The 21,224-nt window shown below is 37.4% G+C and carries 22 protein-coding genes; 2 read left to right on the plus strand and 20 right to left on the minus strand.

The genetic code is table 11. The features are described 5' to 3' along the window. Positions 1 to 165: 165 nt before the first annotated feature. Positions 166 to 1,740, plus strand: a complete 1,575-nt coding sequence (gene serA, locus ACFFHF_RS21280; RefSeq protein ID WP_160547108.1) for a phosphoglycerate dehydrogenase — start codon at positions 166 to 168, stop codon at positions 1,738 to 1,740. 37 nt (positions 1,741 to 1,777) lie between these two features. Here the strand turns inward: serA and ACFFHF_RS21285 are convergent, their stop codons facing one another. The 18 genes from ACFFHF_RS21285 to ACFFHF_RS21370 form a co-directional block, all read right to left on the minus strand. After that, entirely contained in the window at positions 1,778 to 2,590 is an 813-nt protein-coding gene (locus ACFFHF_RS21285; RefSeq protein ID WP_160547107.1) for a histidinol-phosphatase HisJ family protein, read from the minus strand. Positions 2,591 to 2,661: 71 nt separating this feature from the next. After that, complete coding sequence (locus ACFFHF_RS21290) at positions 2,662 to 3,603, minus strand: peptidoglycan DD-metalloendopeptidase family protein (protein ID WP_160547106.1); 942 nt, start codon at positions 3,601 to 3,603, stop codon at positions 2,662 to 2,664. 231 nt (positions 3,604 to 3,834) lie between these two features. Continuing rightward, positions 3,835 to 5,031, minus strand: a complete 1,197-nt coding sequence (locus tag ACFFHF_RS21295) for an RsiX family anti-sigma factor (protein ID WP_377058988.1) — start codon at positions 5,029 to 5,031, stop codon at positions 3,835 to 3,837. Continuing rightward, positions 5,028 to 5,555, minus strand: coding sequence for an RNA polymerase sigma factor SigX (gene sigX / locus ACFFHF_RS21300; protein WP_377058989.1), 528 nt, complete (start codon positions 5,553 to 5,555; stop codon positions 5,028 to 5,030). The genes ACFFHF_RS21295 and sigX overlap by 4 nt, the downstream gene beginning before the upstream one ends. Before the next feature lie 179 nt (positions 5,556 to 5,734). Next, the gene (locus tag ACFFHF_RS21305; protein WP_377059003.1) at positions 5,735 to 7,510 is read right to left on the minus strand and encodes an ATP-binding protein; all 1,776 of its coding nucleotides are present in this window, start codon (positions 7,508 to 7,510) and stop codon (positions 5,735 to 5,737) included. Beyond that, complete coding sequence (locus tag ACFFHF_RS21310; protein WP_160546478.1) at positions 7,507 to 8,223, minus strand: response regulator transcription factor; 717 nt, start codon at positions 8,221 to 8,223, stop codon at positions 7,507 to 7,509. Before ACFFHF_RS21310 ends, ACFFHF_RS21305 begins: the two co-directional genes overlap by 4 nt. Positions 8,224 to 8,305: 82 nt before the next feature. Next, on the minus strand, positions 8,306 to 9,493 hold the full coding sequence (ccsB, locus tag ACFFHF_RS21315) for a c-type cytochrome biogenesis protein CcsB (protein ID WP_160546479.1): 1,188 nt from the start codon (positions 9,491 to 9,493) through the stop codon (positions 8,306 to 8,308). Further along, on the minus strand, positions 9,490 to 11,136 hold the full coding sequence (resB, locus tag ACFFHF_RS21320) for a cytochrome c biogenesis protein ResB (protein WP_377058990.1): 1,647 nt from the start codon (positions 11,134 to 11,136) through the stop codon (positions 9,490 to 9,492). The genes ccsB and resB overlap by 4 nt, the downstream gene beginning before the upstream one ends. Positions 11,137 to 11,155: 19 nt before the next feature. Beyond that, positions 11,156 to 11,683: a thiol-disulfide oxidoreductase ResA gene (resA, locus tag ACFFHF_RS21325; protein WP_340904518.1), complete on the minus strand. Its 528-nt coding sequence runs from the start codon at positions 11,681 to 11,683 to the stop codon at positions 11,156 to 11,158. Between the two features lie 115 nt (positions 11,684 to 11,798). Beyond that, positions 11,799 to 12,521 carry a 23S rRNA pseudouridine(2605) synthase RluB gene (rluB, locus tag ACFFHF_RS21330; RefSeq protein WP_160546482.1) on the minus strand — a complete coding sequence of 241 codons (723 nt, stop codon included), beginning with the start codon at positions 12,519 to 12,521 and terminating at the stop codon, positions 11,799 to 11,801. 147 nt (positions 12,522 to 12,668) lie between these two features. After that, positions 12,669 to 13,202, minus strand: coding sequence for a nucleoside recognition domain-containing protein (locus ACFFHF_RS21335; RefSeq protein WP_160546483.1), 534 nt, complete (start codon positions 13,200 to 13,202; stop codon positions 12,669 to 12,671). An 8-nt stretch (positions 13,203 to 13,210) separates the two neighbouring features. Further along, complete coding sequence (locus ACFFHF_RS21340) at positions 13,211 to 13,798, minus strand: nucleoside recognition domain-containing protein (RefSeq protein WP_160546484.1); 588 nt, start codon at positions 13,796 to 13,798, stop codon at positions 13,211 to 13,213. After that, entirely contained in the window at positions 13,791 to 14,924 is a 1,134-nt protein-coding gene (locus tag ACFFHF_RS21345; protein ID WP_340904519.1) for a D-alanyl-D-alanine carboxypeptidase family protein, read from the minus strand. Before ACFFHF_RS21345 ends, ACFFHF_RS21340 begins: the two co-directional genes overlap by 8 nt. Positions 14,925 to 15,024: 100 nt before the next feature. Then, positions 15,025 to 15,921, minus strand: a complete 897-nt coding sequence (locus ACFFHF_RS21350) for a Fe-Mn family superoxide dismutase (protein ID WP_160546486.1) — start codon at positions 15,919 to 15,921, stop codon at positions 15,025 to 15,027. A 105-nt stretch (positions 15,922 to 16,026) separates the two neighbouring features. Next, entirely contained in the window at positions 16,027 to 16,515 is a 489-nt protein-coding gene (locus ACFFHF_RS21355; protein WP_340904520.1) for a YpuI family protein, read from the minus strand. Positions 16,516 to 16,574: 59 nt separating this feature from the next. Continuing rightward, positions 16,575 to 16,997, minus strand: coding sequence for a hypothetical protein (locus ACFFHF_RS21360; protein ID WP_160546487.1), 423 nt, complete (start codon positions 16,995 to 16,997; stop codon positions 16,575 to 16,577). Positions 16,998 to 17,121: 124 nt separating this feature from the next. Further along, positions 17,122 to 17,709 carry an SMC-Scp complex subunit ScpB gene (gene scpB / locus ACFFHF_RS21365; protein WP_160546591.1) on the minus strand — a complete coding sequence of 196 codons (588 nt, stop codon included), beginning with the start codon at positions 17,707 to 17,709 and terminating at the stop codon, positions 17,122 to 17,124. An 8-nt stretch (positions 17,710 to 17,717) separates the two neighbouring features. Beyond that, entirely contained in the window at positions 17,718 to 18,461 is a 744-nt protein-coding gene (locus tag ACFFHF_RS21370; protein ID WP_160546488.1) for a segregation/condensation protein A, read from the minus strand. Between the two features lie 177 nt (positions 18,462 to 18,638). Here ACFFHF_RS21370 and ACFFHF_RS21375 point away from each other — a divergent pair, with 177 nt between their 5' ends. Then, entirely contained in the window at positions 18,639 to 19,163 is a 525-nt protein-coding gene (locus ACFFHF_RS21375) for a DUF309 domain-containing protein (protein WP_160546489.1), read from the plus strand. A 21-nt stretch (positions 19,164 to 19,184) separates the two neighbouring features. On the opposite strand, the gene ACFFHF_RS21380 is transcribed toward ACFFHF_RS21375, so the two are convergent. Together ACFFHF_RS21380 and lysA are read right to left on the minus strand one after the other, a co-directional pair. Beyond that, positions 19,185 to 19,538, minus strand: coding sequence for a GNAT family N-acetyltransferase (locus ACFFHF_RS21380; protein ID WP_160546490.1), 354 nt, complete (start codon positions 19,536 to 19,538; stop codon positions 19,185 to 19,187). Between the two features lie 348 nt (positions 19,539 to 19,886). After that, positions 19,887 to 21,206, minus strand: coding sequence for a diaminopimelate decarboxylase (gene lysA / locus ACFFHF_RS21385; protein ID WP_160546491.1), 1,320 nt, complete (start codon positions 21,204 to 21,206; stop codon positions 19,887 to 19,889). Positions 21,207 to 21,224 lie beyond the last annotated feature (18 nt).

The raw sequence follows: 21,224 nt of genomic DNA on the forward strand, positions 1-21,224 counted from the left end.
CGCAAACTTTGAAAGTTTGCGCTTTTTGTTAAAAAATTTAACAAAATCGTGACTTTAAAGCATTAAAGCGTTTACATTATTTGTTCTGAACGTTTTAGTCCATTGACAGATAAATGTTCGTTTTGTAAAATAATCAGAAAATTGATAATTGGGTAGGTGTTTTGAATGTTTCAAATTTTAGTAGCCGATGCAATAAATGAGGAAGGTCTTTCTCCCTTATTAGATTTTAACGAAGGCACATTAATTCAAAAAAAAATTAATGATCCAGAAGTAGAATTAGAAAAAATTGATGCGCTTTTAGTTCGAAGCGCTACAACTGTTACTGAAGATCTGCTCGAAAAAATGCCTCAATTGAAAATTATCGCACGTGCTGGTGTTGGTGTCGACAACATCGACGTAAATGCGGCTACGAAACGAGGAATCATTGTCGTCAATGCTCCAGATGGTAATACGATTTCTACAGCTGAGCATACTTTTGCCATGATGGCATCCTTAATGAGAAATATTCCACAAGCCCATCAGTCGGTTAAAAATCTTGAGTGGAAACGAAATGCCTTTATCGGAACTGAACTTTATGGAAAGACTCTCGGAATCGTTGGTATGGGTCGTATTGGTTCTGAATTAGCTAAAAGAGCAAAAGTGTTCGGCATGAATGTAAAAGTATACGATCCTTTCTTAACCAAGGAGCGTGCATTAAAGCTAGGTGTTTCTCATGGTAGTTTGGAAGAAGTATTAGCAGAAGCAGATATTATCACAGTACACACACCATTAACACCAGAAACTAAAGGACTTATTAACGAAGAAACATTAAGTCAAACGAAAAAAGGTGTATACTTTCTTAACTGTGCCCGCGGGGGAATTATCGATGAACTCGCTCTAGCGAAGTTCGTTGGCAATGGGCATGTAGCCGGAGCTGCTATCGATGTATTTGAAGTAGAACCACCTGGAGAACATCCGTTATTTAAATATGATAATGTAATCGTCACACCACACTTAGGTGCGTCCACAAAGGAAGCCCAGCTTAATGTTGCTACACAGGTAGCTAAAGAAGTTCGTATGTATTTTGAAGGCAAGCCAGTCCAAAACTCTATTAACCTACCAGCAATGTCTAAAGATATTTTTGAAAAGATCAAACCATTCCATCAGTTATCTAAGCAAATCGGATCCATTTTATCACAGTGCATGAAACAAGGAGTAAATGAAATCTCTATTACTTACTCTGGCACCGTAACAGATCTTGAAACATCTTACTTAACAAAAGCCGTTCTTTCTGGATTCTTTAAAAATAGAATAGATGTGAACGTCAATGAAGTAAATGCCTTACTAGCTGCCAAAGAAAGAGGCATTACCGTTGGTGAAAAAATATCAACGAATACTTTTGGTTATGCAAATAGCATCACAGTCACAGCTAAGGCAGAAAACCATCAGTTTACGGTAAGAGGTACCTTTATTGACCATTATGGGCCAAGAATTGTCTACTTAAATGACTTTGTAATCGACTTTTTACCTGAAGGAAATATGGTTTATATTCAACATATGGACCGCCCAGGTGTCGTTGGTAGAGTGGGTAAAATCCTTGGAGATCAAGAGGTAAATATAGCAACCATGCAAGTGGGAAGAAAGCAAGCAGGTGGAGAAGCTATCATGGTTCTATCATTTGATAAACCACTAGATGACAAACAGATGGCAACTCTAGCAGCTCTTGAAGATATAGTATCGATTAATCGAATCAATCTATAAAAAAAAGAGATCGGAGGGTTTTCCTCCGATCTTTTTCTTATCCTAGTGGAAGTATTTTACGCTCTCCTTTTGAGAACGTCATAATTTCTTTATATCCTACCTCTTTTGCAAGCACCAATGCCTGATCATAGTCAGCACCAACATGCTCTGGAAAATGGGCATCAGATGATAATACGATTGGTATCTTTTTATCGAAGCACATCTGCAATAATCGTTTGTCAGGATACAATTCACCGATAGGCTTACGTAAACCAGCTGTACTAATTTCTACACATGTTTTCGAGTTCGCTAGTGCTGTTGTCGCCTTATCATATTGCTCTAATAAAAACTCTTCTTCCTTCGGTATATATTTAAAAATTTTCACTAAATCCAAATGACCGACAATATCAAATAAATTTGACTCCGCTAATGTTACGACCTGTTGAAAGTAATTTCGATAGACTTCATGCAGATCACGCTTTTCCCATTCATGAATATATTCCTTTAAATCAATTCCAAAGTCATCTACCCAATGAATCGAACCAATTACGTAATCGAAATCATAGCTTTTAATAAAAGCTTCCATCTCCGCATGTTTTCCAGGAGTATAGTCCATTTCAATCGACATTTTTACATCGATCTCATGACTCCATGCCTCATGAAATAAATTCACATAGTCTTTCATGTCATAGTATCTACGTTCATTTACCCATGGATTTTGAAGAATATCTGCTGTTTGATAGAAATGATAAGCATGCTCAGAAATCCCAAATTGCCCGATTCCCTTGGCCTTTGCCTCATCTGTAAATTTCTTTAAATAATCTAACGTTAATGTCCCTGTCTCCAAATGATTATGATAATCTGTTAACATCCAACCAGCCTCTTTTAGAATTTTCTTTCTATTATATACCGATTCGAAGGCTGCCGCAATGACAATTCATATTATTCTAATTGCAATACTTGTCTTGGTATGATTATATCATTTTGTAACTGATTCACCTGTTTTAGCTGCTGCACAGACTTACCTGTTTTATGAGCAATGTGTTCAAGTGTATCTCCTTCTTGAACAACATATTTATTTGTATATGATTCGTCAATTGTTAGCGTTTGATTCGCAACTATCGTATCGCTAGTAAGATGGTTGGCAGACTTAATCGCATGAATACTTATATTGTATTTTTCTGCAATAGCCGATAGTGTTTCCCCCATTTTTACTGTATGAGTGATGTTTGATTCTACTTTTTCCGCAGACAACACAACGCTCTCCGATTCTTCTTTGGCAACATAAGTTTTTCCGTGTCCTTCATAGAGTCTCGTTTTTGCAACTGTCTCTAATACACTAGAGTCATCTTCCCTTTTTTGTACCACTACTTCTTGTCCCACTTTTATATCACCTAATGCTAGCACTGGATTAACAGCATTTCTCTTATCAACCGTCCACTCGTTAAGATGAACTTCAAAGTGCAAGTGAACACCAGAAGAGTCACCGGTGCTTCCCATTTCACCAAGCTGTTGACCTGCTGTTACCGTATCTCCAGCATTTACGAACCTTGCTTTTAAATGAGCATAAACCGTTTCAATATTATTTTGATGTTTCACGAATATTACATGTCCATATGAACCCGAATAGTAAGATTTAGTTACAACTCCACCGTCAACGGAGTAGATGGGTGTTCCTAGCGAAGATGCTATGTCGATTCCTTTGTGGCTCCCTTTTCTTGTTCCATATGTATCGGTGATCATTCCATCAGCCGGCCAAATCCAGTCAGCGGTCTCCTGACTAATATTCATACTTGCTTGAGAGTGTTTTCCTCCGAGAAATAGCAATGTGACACATAATGCCATTAAACCCGCAATCAAAAAACGTTTTATGTAGTCTCGCATTTTTTTCCTCCTTGTTATTGTACTCTCCTTTCTCACTCTATGACAGCCTGTCTAAAAAAAGACCTCTATCTAAAAAGTACAATTAAGGAAGCAGCCTCCTTTTATATATCCTCACTTTTAAAAAAGTGAGTGATTATTAAAAACACATTCGTTATTATTTGGACGAAGTGTTTTCTTTTATTCATGAAAGATAGAAAAAAAGATCAGCAACTTTGCTGATCTCCTCTTTTTTTAGTCGATAGATTGTTTATTTGCTGCGATTGGTACTTGGATTTCTTCTTGCAATGAAAATCGTCCAAGAGTATCAATCGGTGCATTACTAAATTTCACTTTTTCAAATCCAAAGCTCTGCGCCGTTAAAAGGATGGCTTCAATAGATTGTATGGTTTCAGGAGTATCCTCTATGTTTACCTCTTCGTTGAACGTGATGTTTACTCTATTATTGGTTTCTTCTATAGAAACTGAGGTGATTTGCTCAACCAATAGGGGCGCTTTTAGGTTATGTGTTTCTATATCTGTTTTCATTGCGTTATAAGCTTCTTCAATGGTAGAAAATGATTCTGTAAATGGAACAAGGTAAGGTTTTGTTGATTCATTATTTGGATAATATAAATAAAATGCGAGATTTGAGGTCTTTTCCACCAGTTTTTCAGTGATAAAATCGTGACCAGTTGACATACCTTTTTCTGTTTCATTCGTTGTAAAAATCGCTTTTTCTAGATTGAGGTTGAGTAGTAAATGCTGAATGGCATTTAAAAATGGTATACTAGCTGTTCCATTTTGATACGGATGGTCAGCCGCAACATTGACATTCAATGTACTGTCATTCGCATCTATTGAAAAGTCAGCCTCTAACGGATAATAATCATCTAGTCCCCACTCTTGTTCGTCCATACTTGCCATGACCTCTTCTATCTTAGCCAGTTGATCTACTTGGTCTGAAGATTCAATCAAGAAGCTAACTGGAATAATATTTTGAACTTGGCTGTCTGGAATAGCTAACGTAAAAACCTGCATGGCTCCTAAATCCTCTGCATATATGGCAGTTGTCGGGTCTTCCGTCGCTTGGAATGTAATATCATTCATTTCAGTCGAGTTTTCTTCGTTACCAACGTCCATTCTTGCTTCATTTTCGACAGTTGATTCTTCCTTTTTTAACGAAGTATTTTGTTCAGTTGCCGCTTCCTCTTGTGTGCTTTTATCTGCTGAATGATTGATACTTGCTCCATCAAATAAATTAAAGGAAAGAATGGCCATTAAAAATACTGCTGCTGCGGTTGCAAATGAGGGAATAATCCACGTTTTCCTCGGCCGTTCTTCTAGCTTTTTTGAAATATTCTCGTATATGTCATGAGGATCACGATGATCTTTAAGCTTTGGCATTTCTCGTAACCATTCTTCTAGTTGTTCATCACTTATCTTTTTCATCGATTCCCCTCCTTTTCTAAAAGTTGTTGCATTTCCTTTTTCAGAACTTTTAACGCACGGTGTTGAGTAGTTTTCACTTTACTTTCAGTCCAGTTTAAAGCTTCTGCGGTTTCGGCGATTGAAAGCTCTTGAATATACCTCATAATAATTACGATACGCTGGTCAATTGTACAATGATCTAAGCATTGGTAAATATACTGATATTCTTCCCTTTCCATCGCAATCTCTTCAGGAATGGGATTCATATCCTTCACTTGCTGAGTTGACCAATCAAATTTCTCAATGATTCGTTGCTTCCATCCTTTTTGCTTCCTGAATGAATCAATCGCTACATTTCTAGCGATAGAGAAAAGCCATGTCTTTTCACTACTTTTTCCTTCAAAGTTTTTATATGCCTTCAAAACTCTTATATATACCTCTTGAGCAAGATCTTCAGCTTGCTCTCGATTCTTCACCATATAAAACAAGAACTGAAATACGTCTTGATGATATTTCTCGTACAACTCGTCAAAAATCGAGTTCACCGGGTTCCCCTCCCCGTTCATCTAATTAGTCGATCTTTATGTATAAAAAGTTACACTTTAAATATATTATCTATCTAAATAAAAAGGAAGGATTTATTACATAAATCCTTCCCATCATACACAATATTCAATAAGACATGTTTCCCGTGAATCAAGAATATTCGGCATTCTTTAGCAAATTATCCAGTTATTCGAGGAATTTGAAAGCTAAATGTCGTACCATGGTTAAGTTTGCTTTGTACCGTTATATCACCTTTATGAGCTTGAATAATATTCCTTGCAATCGCCAATCCTAAACCGGTACCAGATCTGCCTCTTGTTCTTGCTTTATCTGCTTTATAAAAACGCTCGAACACAAATGGGAGATCTTCTTCGGAAATTCCAGAACCTGAATCACTTACTTCCACATGGAAATTTTGATCATCGATTTTTGCTATTACCTTAACCGCTCCACCTTCTGGTGTATGTCGAATTGCATTATCAATCAGATTCGTTAGAACCTGCTCAATACGGTCTGGATCAAATACAGTAGTGGAGAATTTTAGATCATGCTCGTAAAGTACCTCAATTTCTTTTTCCTTTGCCAGCCCTTGAAACTTACGTATAATCCTTTGAATATACGAGTCAATTTCAACGGGTTCATTGGTTAATTGGATATGTCCAGCCTCCATACGGGCAAGATCTAACAGTTCGTTCACAAGACGACCCATCCTTAGTGATTCATCGTAAATCACTCGTGCCATTTCTTTCTTTTCCTCTGTTGTCTCAGCAATATCATCTACGATTGCCTCGCTATAACCCTGAAGCATAGAAATAGGCGTTCGTAACTCATGAGATACATTCGCAATAAAATCTTTCCTTAGCTTGTCAAGCTGTCTCTCTTCTGTCATATCACGAACAACAGCCACTGCACCACGTATGAATGTATTGTTATAAAGTGGACTAACAATGACCACCCAATGACGACCTTGAACGGAAAATTCCCCTACTTGTTCCTGCTCCATGTCAACTGCCCATTGGAAAAGCTCCATGACATCATGTGGAACCGCTTCTGCCTGAACTGGTTTTCCTTCTTGTGTAAAATACCAGTGTTGCAAAAAGCGCTCAGCAGGGGGGTTTGTGATTAAAATTGTTCCATCCCTATTAAACGTAATAACTCCATCTGCCATACTACTTAATATGCTGGACAGTTGTTCTTTTTCCTGACTTAAGGCATTCATATTAAACTTTAATTGCCTTCCCATCTGGTTGAAAGCAGTTGCCAGCTCTCCAATTTCATCCCTGGTAAGAATAGGAACCTTCGTATCGAACTTTCCTCTTGCCGCCTCCACAACAGCCTCCCTCATTTTACGTAGTGGGGCTGTGATACGAGTTAATAAGAAGAAAGCAAAGATAGTGGTTAGGATGATCGCAATGCCAGCAGCTAAGAGGATAAACTTTGTTGTTGATTCAGTTGTTTCATGAAGGGCTTGTAATGATTGAAAAATATAAACAGCCCCGTCTTCTCCGTCAAGATTTGAAATCGGTACTCCAATAATTAAAATACTTGAGTCTCCTTGTGTTTCAGAAGAAGGAATCTCAACTATTTTTTTTGCCATTTTCTGCTGTTCTAATACTTTTGATAATTCTGTATCTTTTTGAAAGAAACTTACCGGCAGCTCTAAGGATTCGGGGATATCCGGAGAATAGAAGAATTCATCTTCACTTCTTATCACCATTGCCCCTGTAACGTCGTCAAGTAGCTCCCATGAAATTTGCAATCCAATCTCTAATTCCTGATCCTCTACAAAATGAGCCATATTAGAAGCAAGATTGGTCAAATTGCCCTCAGTTTCATTTATATGATAATTCTCAAAAAACTCTAGTAACAATACCGTTAAAATTAAAAGCACAAATGATACGAGTAGGAGTATAGTGAACCATAGCTTCCCAACAACACTACGCCAAAACATTATTCATTGACTACTTCGAACTTATAGCCAACACCCCATACAGTAACAATCATTCTAGCCGCTTGCTCAGATACTTTGTTTAACTTCTCTCGCAAACGTTTTACATGGGTGTCAACAGTTCGTAAGTCTCCGAAAAACTCATAATGCCAAACCTCTTTCAGCAATTGTTCTCGGTCAAACACCTTATCTGGAGATTTAGCTAAGAAATATAATAACTCATACTCTTTTGGTGTAAGGCTCACTTCTTTTCCATCTGCTAAAACACGGTGTGCATCATTATCAATGGTCAAATGAGGGAAAACAATCACATCTTTAGCCGTTGTTTCTGTGTGTAAATAACTCGTGCTTGAAGAACGACGGAGTAGTGCTTTTACACGTAATACCACTTCTCTTGGGCTAAACGGCTTGACAATATAATCGTCTGTTCCTACTTCAAATCCCTGAACGCGGTTTACTTCTTCTCCTTTAGCTGTAAGCATAATAACAGGTGTTGCCTTTTTTTCACGAAGTTCACGACAAACCTCAATTCCATCCTTACCAGGCATCATTAAGTCTAAAAGAATCACATCATAGTCATTGCTTACCGCCTTCGTCAATGCTTCATTTCCATCTTCCGCTTCATCAATCATATAATTTTCACGCTCTAAATACATTTTCAATAAACGGCGAATTCTTTCCTCATCATCTACAACTAGAATCTTAACTTCCTTTTCCATTGACAATCCCCCTAACTATTAATTACGTATGTGTTTAGAAAACAGCCCTCACGAAAAGTAAGGGCTATTTGAAATCTTTCTTTTAGGATCCTGCGTAAGAATGAAGCCCTGCAATCACAAGGTTGACAGCAACTAAATTAAACATAATAATAATAAATCCAATAACAGCTAACCACGCAGATCTTTCCCCATGCCATCCTTTAGAGAGGCGAAGATGTAAAAATGCTGCATAAAAAAGCCAAGTAATAAGTGCCCAAACCTCTTTAGGATCCCAGCCCCAAAAACGGGTCCAAGCGATTTGTGCCCAGATCATTGCAAAAATAAGTCCACCTAATGTAAACACTGGAAAACCGATTAACACTGAACGGTAGCTGATTTCATCTACTAAGTCTAGATTAATATTTTTTGTAAATGGTTTCAATGCTGCCCCAATTCTTTTTCTTAAGACTAAGCGAAAAAGACCATATAGGAGGATACCCGCACCAAATGACCAAATAACCGTATTTAGTTTTTTCGCATTGATAATACCAGGTACTGAAACAAGTGGTTCCATTTTCCCGTCGGTTAGAAGTTCTCCTTGATTTGGACCAACTAGAGCTGGCAAATGGTACTCAACTTTTGCTTCATTGTCATTTTTATCAACCCAATTAAATTCTGCTTTATAATCAGCAAAGGAAAATGCTGATACCACGATGACAAATCCCAATGTAGCGATTAATCCATACATAACAACCTCTAACCAGGTAGTACTTTTACTCTTTTTTGTTTGATCAATCACTTTTACTAAATATATTAATGCCGCTCCAAAGCTAACGGCTAGAATAGCTTCACCTAATGCTACAGTTGTTACATGTATATGAAGCCAATCACTCTGTAAAGCCGGAATTAGTGGAGAAATATCTGTTGGGAACATACTAGCAAAAGCAATCACCAATAAGGCAATTGGCATTGTAAATAATCCTAATAAAGGTGTCTTATAGATAAAATAGATAATGATAAAAGCACCAACTAAACACATTCCAAAAAAAGTCGTAAATTCAAATAGATTACTCACTGGAGCATGTCCGGCAATTGACCATCTTGTAAAAAAGAAACCGAGCTGTGCAGCAAATCCAATAATGGAAATGACGATCCCAAAAGTGGCCCACTTGCCACTATTTTGTTGATGATCTAAGTTTTTCTTTTGCTTTATTGCTCCTCCAAAAAACGGAATAGAAAGTAAGTAAAATATAAACGCAATATATAATAGATTCTCACTTAGAGTGATCAATCTGTTTCCCCCTCGTCCACCTGGTTGTCCTTCAATTGGTCCATTGGTTCTTTTATTTCTGTCCCTGTAAGAACCAGCTGTATTTCTCTTTTCAGTCCAAACCAGTTTTTATTCGTATGTGCTGCTACCCAAACCTCGTCACCTTTACGCTGAATCCATATACGACGATGGTTCCAATAAGCACCTTGAATCACACCAATCATGAAGATCAACCCGCCCAGTCCGATAATCCATAGAGTTAAGTCTTTACGAACGGTGAGACCAGTCACATCCTTTGTCTCAATTCCATTGAAGGCCATCTTGTATTCATTATCCCCTAGAGGTTCAATCGTTTGCTGGATGGCAACGAAACTAACTTCTCCTTCAGGTTTTTCTGGTGAATACATCTTAAATACGAAAGCTGGATTATTTGGAACTCTTGACTTTGTTGTAGGATTCCCATCTTCGCCAAATTCAAAGTCTGGGAAGTAACTCATTAGTTCAACTGAGTAACCGTTATTAAGTACATACATTTTTTCCGGGTCGTTCAAATTAATAGTAATATCACCAAAGGTTTCCCCTGAAGTTTTATTTGTTAGTAAAAATGACATCTTAGACAATTCATCGAGTTTATAGTTGACCTGATAAAGAGCAAACTTTTCAAACTTTAGCGGTTCATTCACTCGAATACTACTAGATTCCACTTCCTCTAGTTCAGGTTCCTCACCTGCTACCGTATTTCCCTTTGTCTTATATAATATGACATCAGATTGATAGTTTTTTGCAACCATTCCTGCACTATCTAGAGCATCACTGAATGCTTCATTATCTGTTTCCTTATCATACACCTCTAACTTAAAATCCACATTCTTTAGGTAATATTGTCCATCTGTCTCGGGAATCACTTTTGTTTCGCCTTCTCGGAGCCAAAGAATTTCATCAATGTACATTCCTGGAACAAACCGGAGCATACTACCAATGAGAAAGATGATTAAGCCTACATGATTCACATAAGGACCCCATCTAGAGAAACGGCCTTTTTCAGCTAAAATATTCCCTTCATCTTCACGGATGTTATAATGTTTCTTTTTTAATTGTTCTTTCAATAATTCATAGGAATCTTTACTTACTTCCATGCTTGTCGTTCCAAAAATTCTTTGTCTTTGCAAAAAGCTCTCATGTCGAATGACTCTTTGTTTCTTTAATGCTCTATATAAGGGAACCACGCGATCAAGACTACAAATTACCAGTGAAACCCCGATCGCTGCAATTAATAATAGATACCACCATGAGCTATATAAATTATGAAAACCAAGATCATAATACAATCTACCAAACCAACCGTATTGGTCCTCATAATAATCAGCGACAGGCATAATATTTGGAATATACATCTCTTGAGGTAAAATGGTTCCTAACGAAGAGGCAATAAGTGTAACAATAATCAGCCATACTCCTACTTTTACCGATGAGAAAAAGTTCCAAACCTTATCAATCATTGATTTATTATATGTTTGAGACCTTCTTGCACTTCCTTCGTACCGCATGTCTATTACCGGTTCTGCTGTAATTTGAGTTCCATCCTCTATGATTTTCCCACATGCCTCACAGAGGATCGTGCCATGTGGATTAACATGACCACAATCGCATTTAACTTGATTCATTGCAAAATCTCCTCATACCCTATGGTTTTATCTTCTCCATCATCTCTTTAACATCAGCCTCCGCAATGATCTGCCCCGTATGTATTTCTACCACATTTCCTTGTTTATCAATTAAAAATGTGATGGGAAGTGGGTCTACTCCGTAAGCTGTCATTACTTGACTGTCTTTGTCTGTAACAATTGGAAATTGCAAATCATAGCGCTTTGAAAAATCAGAAACAGCAACATTTGATTCCCCAACATTTACTGCAATTACATGTACCCCTTGATCTTTATACTCTTGATATTGGTTATTTAAAAACGGCATTTCTTTTTCACAAGGTTTACACCATGTTGCCCAAAAGTTTAACAGAACACCCTCTCCTTCATAATCGGAAAGCTGATGTTTTTCCCCATCGAGATCGGTTAGAACAAAGTCAGGTGCTTTTTTCCCTACCTCCACCTTTCGAACCTCATCCTTAGTAAAATTGGCGTACAGTGTATAGGCAACGGCAGCGCCAAGAAACAGTAAAATAACCGTTCGAATTAATAGCCTCTGCTTTTTCATATGGTTCCTCCCCCATCACAGTCAAAAATGGCACAATTTGCTTTATTATATCATTTTTCAACATATTCATATTGTTATCGCTAACAAAAGACTGTGACACTTCTATGAACTTTTTCTATTTTTTTAGTGCAAGTGCACGTAATTGTTTTACTTCATGAGGGGAAAGCTCACGAGCATCGCCCACTTTTAATCCTTGAAGGGTCAGAAAACCATAACGCTCTCTTTTTAATTTAAGAACAGGATTACCTACAGCTTCAAACATTCTTCTTACCTGTCTGTTTCTTCCTTCATGGATGATAATTTCAACGATGGCTGTTTGTTTTTTCTTATCTACAGTATGCATTTTCACTTTTGCTGGAGCGGTTTTTCCATCCTCTAGACGAACCCCTCTTTCAAGCGCCTTCAACGCTTCCTTTGTAGGAATCCCCTTTACCTTTGCCACATACACTTTATCGATTTGATTACTTGGATGCATAAGTGTATTAGCAAATTCGCCGTCATTTGTTAATATTAGTAGACCAGATGTATCATAATCTAACCTTCCAACTGGATATATTCGTTGTTCAATCATTGGGAAGAAATCAGTTACTACTTTTCTTCCTTTATCATCGTTTACACTTGAGATAACTCCCCTAGGCTTATAAAGCATAAAGTAGATCGGTTCTTCCCTTTCAAGAGGAATTCCATCCACTTCGACTTTATCTGAGGAAGAAACCTTTATTCCTAGCTCCTTTACAACCTTCCCATTTACTCGAACATGTCCTTCTTCAATTAATTGTTCTGCTTTTCTTCTTGACGCAATCCCTGCGTGTGCAATTACTTTTTGTAATCTTTCCATCTATGTCACCTCATTGTTTGTGTTTCCTGTAGTGTTTACTCCTCTAGCATTATGACATATATTTTCATGATTTCAAAGTAACCTTTACGAATTAACCATTGTAAAAAAAGATACTCTCCACATAATGTGAAGAGTATCTTAGATAAATTAATATCCAAATACAATGGTCACTACAACAATGGCAGCGATAATTCCTACCAAATCAGCTAGAAGCCCGACTTTTAAGGCATCCCCCATCTTTTTTATTCCTACAGCACCAAAATAGACGGTTAACACATAGAAAGTAGTATCCGTACTTCCTTGTAAAGTAGCGGCTAATCTACCAATATACGAATCTGGACCATGCTGTGCCATCAAATCGCTCGTCATCCCTAATGCGGCTGTTCCGGAGATTGGTCGAATAATGGCTAGTGGAGCTATTTCCGGAGGTACACCGATTGCTTCAAGGGCTGGTTTTAGAAAACCCATGAAATACTCCAACGCACCTGACGCTCGAAAAACGGAAATAGCCACAAGCATTCCGACTAAAAAGGGAATGATTGAGACGGCTATTTTTATTCCTTCTTTCCCGCCTTCAACAAAGCTTTCATATGTTGGAACTTGTTTATACGTTCCATATAAGAGAATAACAGCAATCAATACGGGGATAAACCATAATGAAATAGCTGTAACAATACCCATTTTCTACATCATCCTTTACGGCTTCTTCGGTAGTAATAAAAACGATCGATGAGGATTGCACCTATGGAGGAACAGATAGTTGCAATCAAGGTTGGACCAACTATATCCGTAGGGGAGGCTGAATTATAATTCATCCGAATCGCGATTACCGTCGTTGGAATGAGCGTGATACTTGAAGTATTAATGGCCAGAAATGTAATCATGGAGCGGCTGGCTTCATTTTTACCACCATTAATTTTTTTCATTTCCTCCATTGCTTTTATCCCAAGAGGAGTAGCCGCATTTCCTAGTCCAAACATATTTGCCATCATATTTGAAAGGATATATCCCATTGCTGGATGATTATGAGGGATTTCTGGGAATAATCTCGTCACTATCGGTCTAAATAAATTTGATAATTTATTTAACAACCCCGCATCTTCCGCTATCCTCATCATGCCAAGCCAGAACACAAGAATACTAATGAGACCAATACAAAGTGTAACTGCTTCCTTGGCTCCACTAAATATAGCCTCGTTTACCTCAGACATTGTTCCATTAACCATTGCAAATACAATTCCAATTACGGTTAAACAAACCCATATAATATTAACCATTCGCTTTCACGCCTATCATTGTAGTAAATACTTTCTTAAAAGACTCGAAAAAACTCGTTTCATCTTTTTCATTGTTATAATAAATTGGCAGCGTTTTGATTGGCTTATCATCAAAGGTAATGATTACTTCCCCTATTACTTCAGGAATATTTCTTTCTCCCTTTAATTGTTTTAATTTGTACTCAACCTCAAATTTATCTTTTTCTGTTTCTAATATGGGGTACATAAAGTCGTGTTTGACCAAAGCCTTATTCTTATACTTGTCAGATTCAATTCCAGAGATGAAGCCTTGTTCAACAACTTGTACCATTTCATACGTCTTAAAAGCGGTTTCGAACATATTAATATGATCATTCCAATCGTCTGGTCCGTTCAATGTGACCGCAATTAAGTCCATTCCATCTTTCGTAGCAGTGGATACTAATGTTCGTTTTGCTAGCTTTGTAAAGCCCGTTTTCCCACCTGTACTATATTCATATAACTCTGTTAGCAATCGATTTTTGTTCCGCCATATCCTGTCCCAGCTTTCTGTAGGGTTTGGGGCTCTGTGTACTTCTGTTCCTGCAATCAACTTATAAGTATCGTTCATCATTGCATATCTTGTTAATACAGCCATGTCATATGCTGTGGAATAATGATTATTTGAATCATCTAAGCCATGTGGATTGGTAAAATGAGAATGTAACATTCCGATCTCATCTGCCTTTTGATTCATTAAGAACGCAAACCCCTCTACACTGCCTCCGATATACTCAGCAATCGCAACCGCCGCGTCATTGCCAGAACGAAGCATTAAGCCGTACACTAAATCTTCTAGCTTGATTTCTTCGTTTTCCTTTAGATATAAGGAAGATCCTTCTGCTCTAGTCGCATTTTTACTGACTTTTACCATCTCATTTAGTTTTCCTGACTCGATGGCAAGGACAGCCGTCATAATCTTAGTGATACTTGCGATTCGCCTTTTTTCATGTGCACCTTTTTCAAATAATACTCTTCCTGAGCTTTGTTCAATCAAAACTGCATATTGTGAGCTAACATTGATATTGGTGTTAGCACTCACTGGAATATGAAAAAGAATCAAAAAGGTGATTATTATTAACACAAATACCTTTTTACTTCTAGCCATTCTTCAACCCTCGTCTCCTAATTATGTTTGTACAAGTTTATGCTTGATAAAAATGAATATGCCAAAAAGAGTCCACAAGCAAAGCGGTGGACTCTTCCGTTTACAATAGTTTCCATTTTATTTGTGATGCTTGTGAAAGTCTTTCCTCGACTTTTCTCCAATTCACTACGTTCCACCAATTAGAGACGTAATCCGCGCGATTATTGTTATATTGTAAATAATAGGCATGTTCCCATACATCTAACGGCAAAAGTGGAATCGTATCCCATTGCGTCAAATTCATATGTTTTTCTGATTGAAGAATTTCTAGATGACGTGATCTTGGTGACCAAACTAAAATAGCCCATCCGCTTCCTTCTACTGCTTTTGCAGCTTCAGTAAAATGCTTTTTAAAAGCATTAAAATGGCCAAAATATTTGTTGATCTCCTCAAGCAGTTTTCCTGTCGGCTGCCCCCCACCATTCGGCTTCATCGTTTCCCAAAAGAGAGAGTGTAAGTAATGTCCTGATCCATGGAAAGCCAGCTCTCTTGACCAATGTTTTACTAACGAATAATCACCCTTTTCTCGTGCTTCCTTAAGTTTGATCTCCGCATTATTCAATCCATCAACATAGGATTGATGATGCTTACTATGATGTAATTCCATAATTTTCTCAGAAATATAAGGTTCTAATGCATCATAACTGTAAGGTAGTTTGGGCAAAACATGCTCCCCTGCTTTTACAGCAGGCTCCTGTATATAAATGGACCCTATCTGTTGCCTCTTTGAAAAATATGCCTCCATTTCGTCATGTAATTCTTCTACCTTTTCTTGGACAGTCGTAAATTCTTCCTGAGTTAAGTCTCCACTCCTTGAAATATGATTCATAATCTCACTAAAATGATCCAACTTACTCCATAATCCATCTTCTTCTGGGACATGTTCCTGCTCTAAGAAACGTTTAAGCTCTTCGTTGTAGCTTATAACTTCCTTAACATACTGTTCAAATCGATTCATTATCATCACCTCAGAACAAATGGGTTTACCTTAAAGCATATGAGGGAGAGGCCTGGTTGACACCATAAAGAATAAAAGCACAAAAAAATAACGACCGATTGGTCGTTATTTCGATTGTGCCATTTTTGTTCGATAATCTGTTTCGTAGTACTCCAGCTCTTCACGGATCTTCTGGAAATCTCCTTCAAAACCTTTTAGCAGTTGAAGAACACTTTCAGGAACGTCCTCTTGAAATTTTATTGAGTTTTTACCCGTATAAGCGGATCGGCTATCTTCATACCATACATCATTTTTTGGTGAAAAAAATTCTTCAATACATTTATGATAAATACCATAAAGCGTCTTTTCTGCTGCTCCTTTTGGAAAAGATTCTGACTGTAAAATCACAGAACAAGCATCCAATCCCTCTTCACAATATACAAGCAGCTTTCTTAAATTACCTAAGATTCGTTTATAGTATTCTTTGTCACCTTGTTTTTCTGACAATAATCCATCAATTGTTGTACTGTTTAAGAAAGACTCTAATCCAGATACTGTATTTGTTAAAAAAGACTTTACGTCCATTATTTGAACTTTCACCATTGAATTACCCACTGTCTACACCCCTGCCCTTTGTAATAACTCTGAATGTTTGGTTTATTGGATAACTAATTTTATGCTTGCACCGTAAATTCCAACAGAGAGTCAAGCTGGCAAGCCTGATTACTTTTTACCTTTTTAACAACTTTAATAATCTTTTCAAAATCAATGTCTTGAAAATAAGCAGCAAATTCATTCTGGTTATTGATATACACTCTTTTTCGATGTCTAAAACCTGGATTTTTAATTAATAATACTAGAGCAACTATATCCATTAAATGAACTTCTAGCCCAGCCTCTTGAAAGATTGGATTGGCTGAAAATGGAGTGAACTCATTCAACTTCTCCTCAAAAAATCGAACATAAAGAACAGCTAGCGTTTTCTCCGTATTCTCTTCTATAAAAGTTACTTCGCTTCGGTTGAAAAAATCCTCCGAAGTGTTAGATTTTTCTTTTTCCAGCTCATACCCTACACAGCTTTTAATTAACACGTTCATACATCCCTTTCTTACCTCCGGATGAGGCAGGTGCAAATTGTGTTAAAAATGCCCCTAAATAGAAGCATTTCCCTGAAAATTAATTATATTTTATCACAAATAATGAATATATGCGTAAGAAAACTTATGATTCCAGATTTTCTTGAAACTTTTCAAAAAACAAGTCTGCTTCTTCTTGAACAAACTCATCATCCACTTTCTCCGGCAATGGAGGCAGTTCCTCTAAACTCCTAAGACCAAAATAATCTAAGAATTCTTTTGTGGTACCATAAAGGATGGCCCTGCCAGTTCCTTCCGCTCGCCCAACTTCTTTTACCAACACTTTTCCAACCAATGTTTGTAATGGCCGCTCGGTCTTTACCCCTCTAATTTCTTCTATTTCTGCTCGAGTGATCGGCTGTTTATAAGCGATAATAGCTAGCGTCTCTAACGCAGCCTGTGAGAGTGTTGATGTATTTGGTGATTCAACCAGCTTCTTTAAGTAAATAGAATTCTCTTTCTTTGTTGCGAGCTGATAGGTACCAGCCAGTTGAACGACGGCTATTCCTCGGTTTTCATTTTTTGAAAGCTCGTTCATTAACTCCCTAACAATTCGCTCTGCTTCGACCTCTTCGATTTCAAGAACCGTTGCAATTTGCTTAATGGTTAAGCCCTCATCCCCTGCTGCAAACAGAAGACTTTCCACAATTCCATTCCAATTAATAATATCCAATGACAATGTTATACTCCCTTCGCAATGACAAAAATCTCAGAGAAATTGCTTTCTTGCTCTACAAATATTTCTTTCCTTTTCATTAGCTCTAGAATGGAAAGAAAAGTTACGACAATATGATCCTTCTCCTGGATGGGGAATAAATCATAAAAGCTAATTCTTCCTTTCACCTTTCGTAGCTTCCCCATGATTTCATCCATTCGTTTTTCTATAGGAATTTCTTGTCTTGCAATCTTTGTAGACAACGGCTTTTGTAGCCTTTTTCTTCTCAACAGCTTCTGAAAAGCACCCAGCATATCGTACAACGACACGTCTAGATGTCGTCTATCTACTTCCTCCTCTTTCGAATAATCCGAAAGATCGCTAGGGGGCTTCGTGAACATTAGCCCTCTTTCCTGCTCTAAAGCCTTTAAATCGTCAGCTGCTTCTTTATATTTTTTATATTCCATTAGTTTTTCAATTAATTCTTCTCTCGGGTCTTCTTCGTAACCAAATTCCATATCATCTTCAAGCTCTTCTTCATGTTTTGGAAGTAACATCTTACTTTTAATGGCTAGCAAAGTGGCTGCCATGACCAAATATTCACTTGCTACATCTAGCTGTAGCTCCTTCATAGTGTGGATATATAGTAAATATTGCTCTGTAATTTGTGCTACCGGTATATCATAAATATCAATTTCTAGTCGATTAATGAGGTGTAGTAATAAATCTAACGGTCCCTCAAATGCATCGATCTTCACATTATAGTGCATATTCCCACCAAAATTTCTTTCTTAATTTCTTAAAATAACTATACTTAGTATAGAGGAAAGATTGCGTTAATCCAAGATTCTTTCTGAAAGTTTGTGCCTATTTCTTCATGTATGAAACAACGTAAAAAGCGTATAGATAGAAATCATGGTAAAATTAAGTAAGAAAGGAGCGTATCTATGTTTACAACAGATTTCATTGATTACTTAGTGCATTTTCATAGTGACAGAGATTATTTTGAATGTCACGAAATTCTTGAGGAACACTGGAAGAATGTAGATGCGGGTAATAAGGAATCCATTTTAGTTGGCTGGATTCAGCTGGCTGTCAGTCAATATCATCACCGTCGTGGAAATTTCGCTGGAGCTTTGCGTACGATACAAAAAGCATTATGGTTACTAACCATCCATAAACAGTCCATCAAAGAATATGGTATTGATGAGGATAAATTAATTGGAGCCATCTTAAGAAAAAAAGAAGAGATTGAGCATACACTTCCATACAAAAGCATGAATCTCCCTATAAATGATGCCTCCTTATTAAGTGCGTGCAAACGTCAAGCCGAAAAAGCTGGTCTCATATGGGGTGTGGATAGCAATCTAACAAAAAGTGAAATTATTCATCGACACTCGATGAGAGATCGTTCAGAGGTTATCCAGAACAGATTACACGCATTAAAACAAAAAAAAGGAAGCAGTGACTAAATCACTGTTTCCTTTTTCTATTTATGATAAAAGAGAGTCGCATTTTTCAAAGAAAGCTGATGTTTCTTCATTCGCTCGTATCTCTTTTCCAGGGAAAAAATCTTTTAATGCCTTTATCATCGTTTTTCCAATTCCTTGATGCCGATGCGAAGGATTCACTGAAATATGTTGAATTTCTAGCATGTCCTCTGACACTTTCGTTACCCCAACTAAACCAATAATATCTTCTTCTTTCCAAAGAAACAATTGCCAGTCCTCGGATTGGTCATACTGTTTCATTGTTTGCTGTAGCTTTTTCAGGTCTTTTTCGTTAGGCATAAATGACAGCAAGCCCATCGCAATTTTTTCAAAAGCTTTTTTGTAGCGAATTAACATAAGTGATCCCTCAATATCCTGAGCTTTTAAGGAGTTAAATTTCCTTTAAATACATTTGTATTATATGTCAATTATTTCTTTTTGTTTCAATGTATATTCCTCAATACGATATTATCATACAAGATTCTCTACATTTCTTCAATGTATTTTCAGATTCAACAACTTTTGTATCATAATATAAGCTTTTTTCTTTACAGCCCTGGTGATAAGAATAACCAATAATACGCGCCCCATATGAGCGAAATAAGTAAAATGAAAATAAATAAAAGCGCATTATTCTTTTTCACAAATACCTCCAAAAGATCTATGTAATGTAAAAAGCTGTCACAATCGCGACAGCTCTCTAGATTAGCTTTTTACTCGCTGAACAAATGGCAAATCTTGTTTAACAATGTCTTCAAACGTCTCCCGACGAACCACTAATACCGCTTTCCCATTTTCAACAAAGACCACTGGTGGCCTTGGAATACGATTGTAGTTGTTTGCCATCGAATAACCGTAAGCACCGGTACAGAAAACGGCTAGAATATCGTCACTGTCCGTCTTCTGTAACGGTAAATCCCAAATAAGCATATCTCCTGATTCACAGCATTTTCCTGCAATAGAAACCGTCTCTTCGATTGGCTGAAGTGGTTTGTTCGCAAGGATCGCTTCATATTTTGCTTCATACAATGCTGGACGAATATTATCACTCATCCCACCATCTACGGCTATATATTTACGAACATTGGGAACATCCTTTTTTGAACCAATTTTATAAAGAGTAGTCCCCGCATCACCTACAAGGGAACGACCTGGTTCAATCCAAATTTCTGGCATAGACATAGAGAACGCCGAGGCCTGTTTCTTTACTTCTTCGATAATTTCTTTTACGTATTGGGAGGCAGGAATGGGCTCGTCTTCACTCGTATAACGAATGCCGAATCCGCCACCTAAATTTAATACCTTTGATTCAAAAGAATACGTTTCTTTCCACTCATGAAGCTTAGAAAATATTTTTCTAGCTGCTAACAAAAATCCAGTTGTTTCAAATATTTGTGAACCGATATGACAGTGTACACCAAGCAGGTCTAAGTACTCTGAATTCATAGCCTTTTGTAGTGCCTCTGCCGCTTGTCCATTTTGCAGATCAAAACCAAATTTCGAGTCTTCTTGGCCCGTAAGAATATAGTCATGTGTATGTGCTTCAATCCCTGGTGTGACTCGAAGCAAAATAGAGACGGATTGATTTCTCTCCGCACAGATCGTATCTAATAATTCTAGTTCATAAAAGTTATCAACAACAATACAGCCGATTTGATAGTTTAATGCCATTTCAAGTTCTTCACGACTTTTGTTGTTTCCATGAAAATGAATTCGCTCCACTGGGAATTCAGCAGCTATTGCCGTATAAAGCTCTCCCCCAGAAACAACGTCCAAAGAAAGCCCCTCTTCTTCAGCAAGTTGAATCATTGCAATCGTGGAAAATGCTTTGCTAGCGTAAGCAACTTGAGCTTTAATACCCAGTTGGTCAAAGGTTTGTTTAAAACCTCTCGCCCGCTCACGAATTAATGATACATCATAAACATACAATGGTGTTCCGAACTCTTTTACAAGGTCTGTCGTATCGACTCCACCAATTTCTAAGTGGCCTCTTTCATTTATCTTTGATGAACCATGAAAAAACATTTCTTCCCCTCACTTCTA

The sequence above is a fragment of the Robertmurraya beringensis genome (assembly GCF_042433785.1).
Classification (GTDB): domain Bacteria; phylum Bacillota; class Bacilli; order Bacillales; family Cytobacillaceae; genus Robertmurraya_A; species Robertmurraya_A beringensis.

Coding starts and splice junctions, on each gene's coding strand:
- ACFFHF_RS21370 (WP_160546488.1), bottom strand. CDS start 18,461: ATGCACTATAATGTGAAGATCGATGCATTTGAGGGACCGTTAGATTTA.
- ACFFHF_RS21295 (WP_377058988.1), bottom strand. CDS start 5,031: ATGAAAAAGATAAGTGATGAACAACTAGAAGAATGGTTACGAGAAATG.
- resB (WP_377058990.1), bottom strand. CDS start 11,136: ATGAATCAAGTTAAATGCGATTGTGGTCATGTTAATCCACATGGCACG.
- ACFFHF_RS21380 (WP_160546490.1), bottom strand. CDS start 19,538: ATGTTAATTCGCTACAAAAAAGCTTTTGAAAAAATTGCGATGGGCTTG.
- serA (WP_160547108.1), top strand. CDS start 166: ATGTTTCAAATTTTAGTAGCCGATGCAATAAATGAGGAAGGTCTTTCT.
- ACFFHF_RS21340 (WP_160546484.1), bottom strand. CDS start 13,798: ATGGTTAATATTATATGGGTTTGTTTAACCGTAATTGGAATTGTATTT.
- ACFFHF_RS21290 (WP_160547106.1), bottom strand. CDS start 3,603: ATGCGAGACTACATAAAACGTTTTTTGATTGCGGGTTTAATGGCATTA.
- ACFFHF_RS21360 (WP_160546487.1), bottom strand. CDS start 16,997: ATGAACGTGTTAATTAAAAGCTGTGTAGGGTATGAGCTGGAAAAAGAA.
- resA (WP_340904518.1), bottom strand. CDS start 11,683: ATGAAAAAGCAGAGGCTATTAATTCGAACGGTTATTTTACTGTTTCTT.
- ACFFHF_RS21310 (WP_160546478.1), bottom strand. CDS start 8,223: ATGGAAAAGGAAGTTAAGATTCTAGTTGTAGATGATGAGGAAAGAATT.
- ACFFHF_RS21335 (WP_160546483.1), bottom strand. CDS start 13,202: ATGGGTATTGTTACAGCTATTTCATTATGGTTTATCCCCGTATTGATT.
- lysA (WP_160546491.1), bottom strand. CDS start 21,206: ATGTTTTTTCATGGTTCATCAAAGATAAATGAAAGAGGCCACTTAGAA.
- ACFFHF_RS21285 (WP_160547107.1), bottom strand. CDS start 2,590: ATGTTAACAGATTATCATAATCATTTGGAGACAGGGACATTAACGTTA.
- ACFFHF_RS21375 (WP_160546489.1), top strand. CDS start 18,639: ATGTTTACAACAGATTTCATTGATTACTTAGTGCATTTTCATAGTGAC.
- ACFFHF_RS21345 (WP_340904519.1), bottom strand. CDS start 14,924: ATGGCTAGAAGTAAAAAGGTATTTGTGTTAATAATAATCACCTTTTTG.
- ACFFHF_RS21350 (WP_160546486.1), bottom strand. CDS start 15,921: ATGAATCGATTTGAACAGTATGTTAAGGAAGTTATAAGCTACAACGAA.
- rluB (WP_160546482.1), bottom strand. CDS start 12,521: ATGGAAAGATTACAAAAAGTAATTGCACACGCAGGGATTGCGTCAAGA.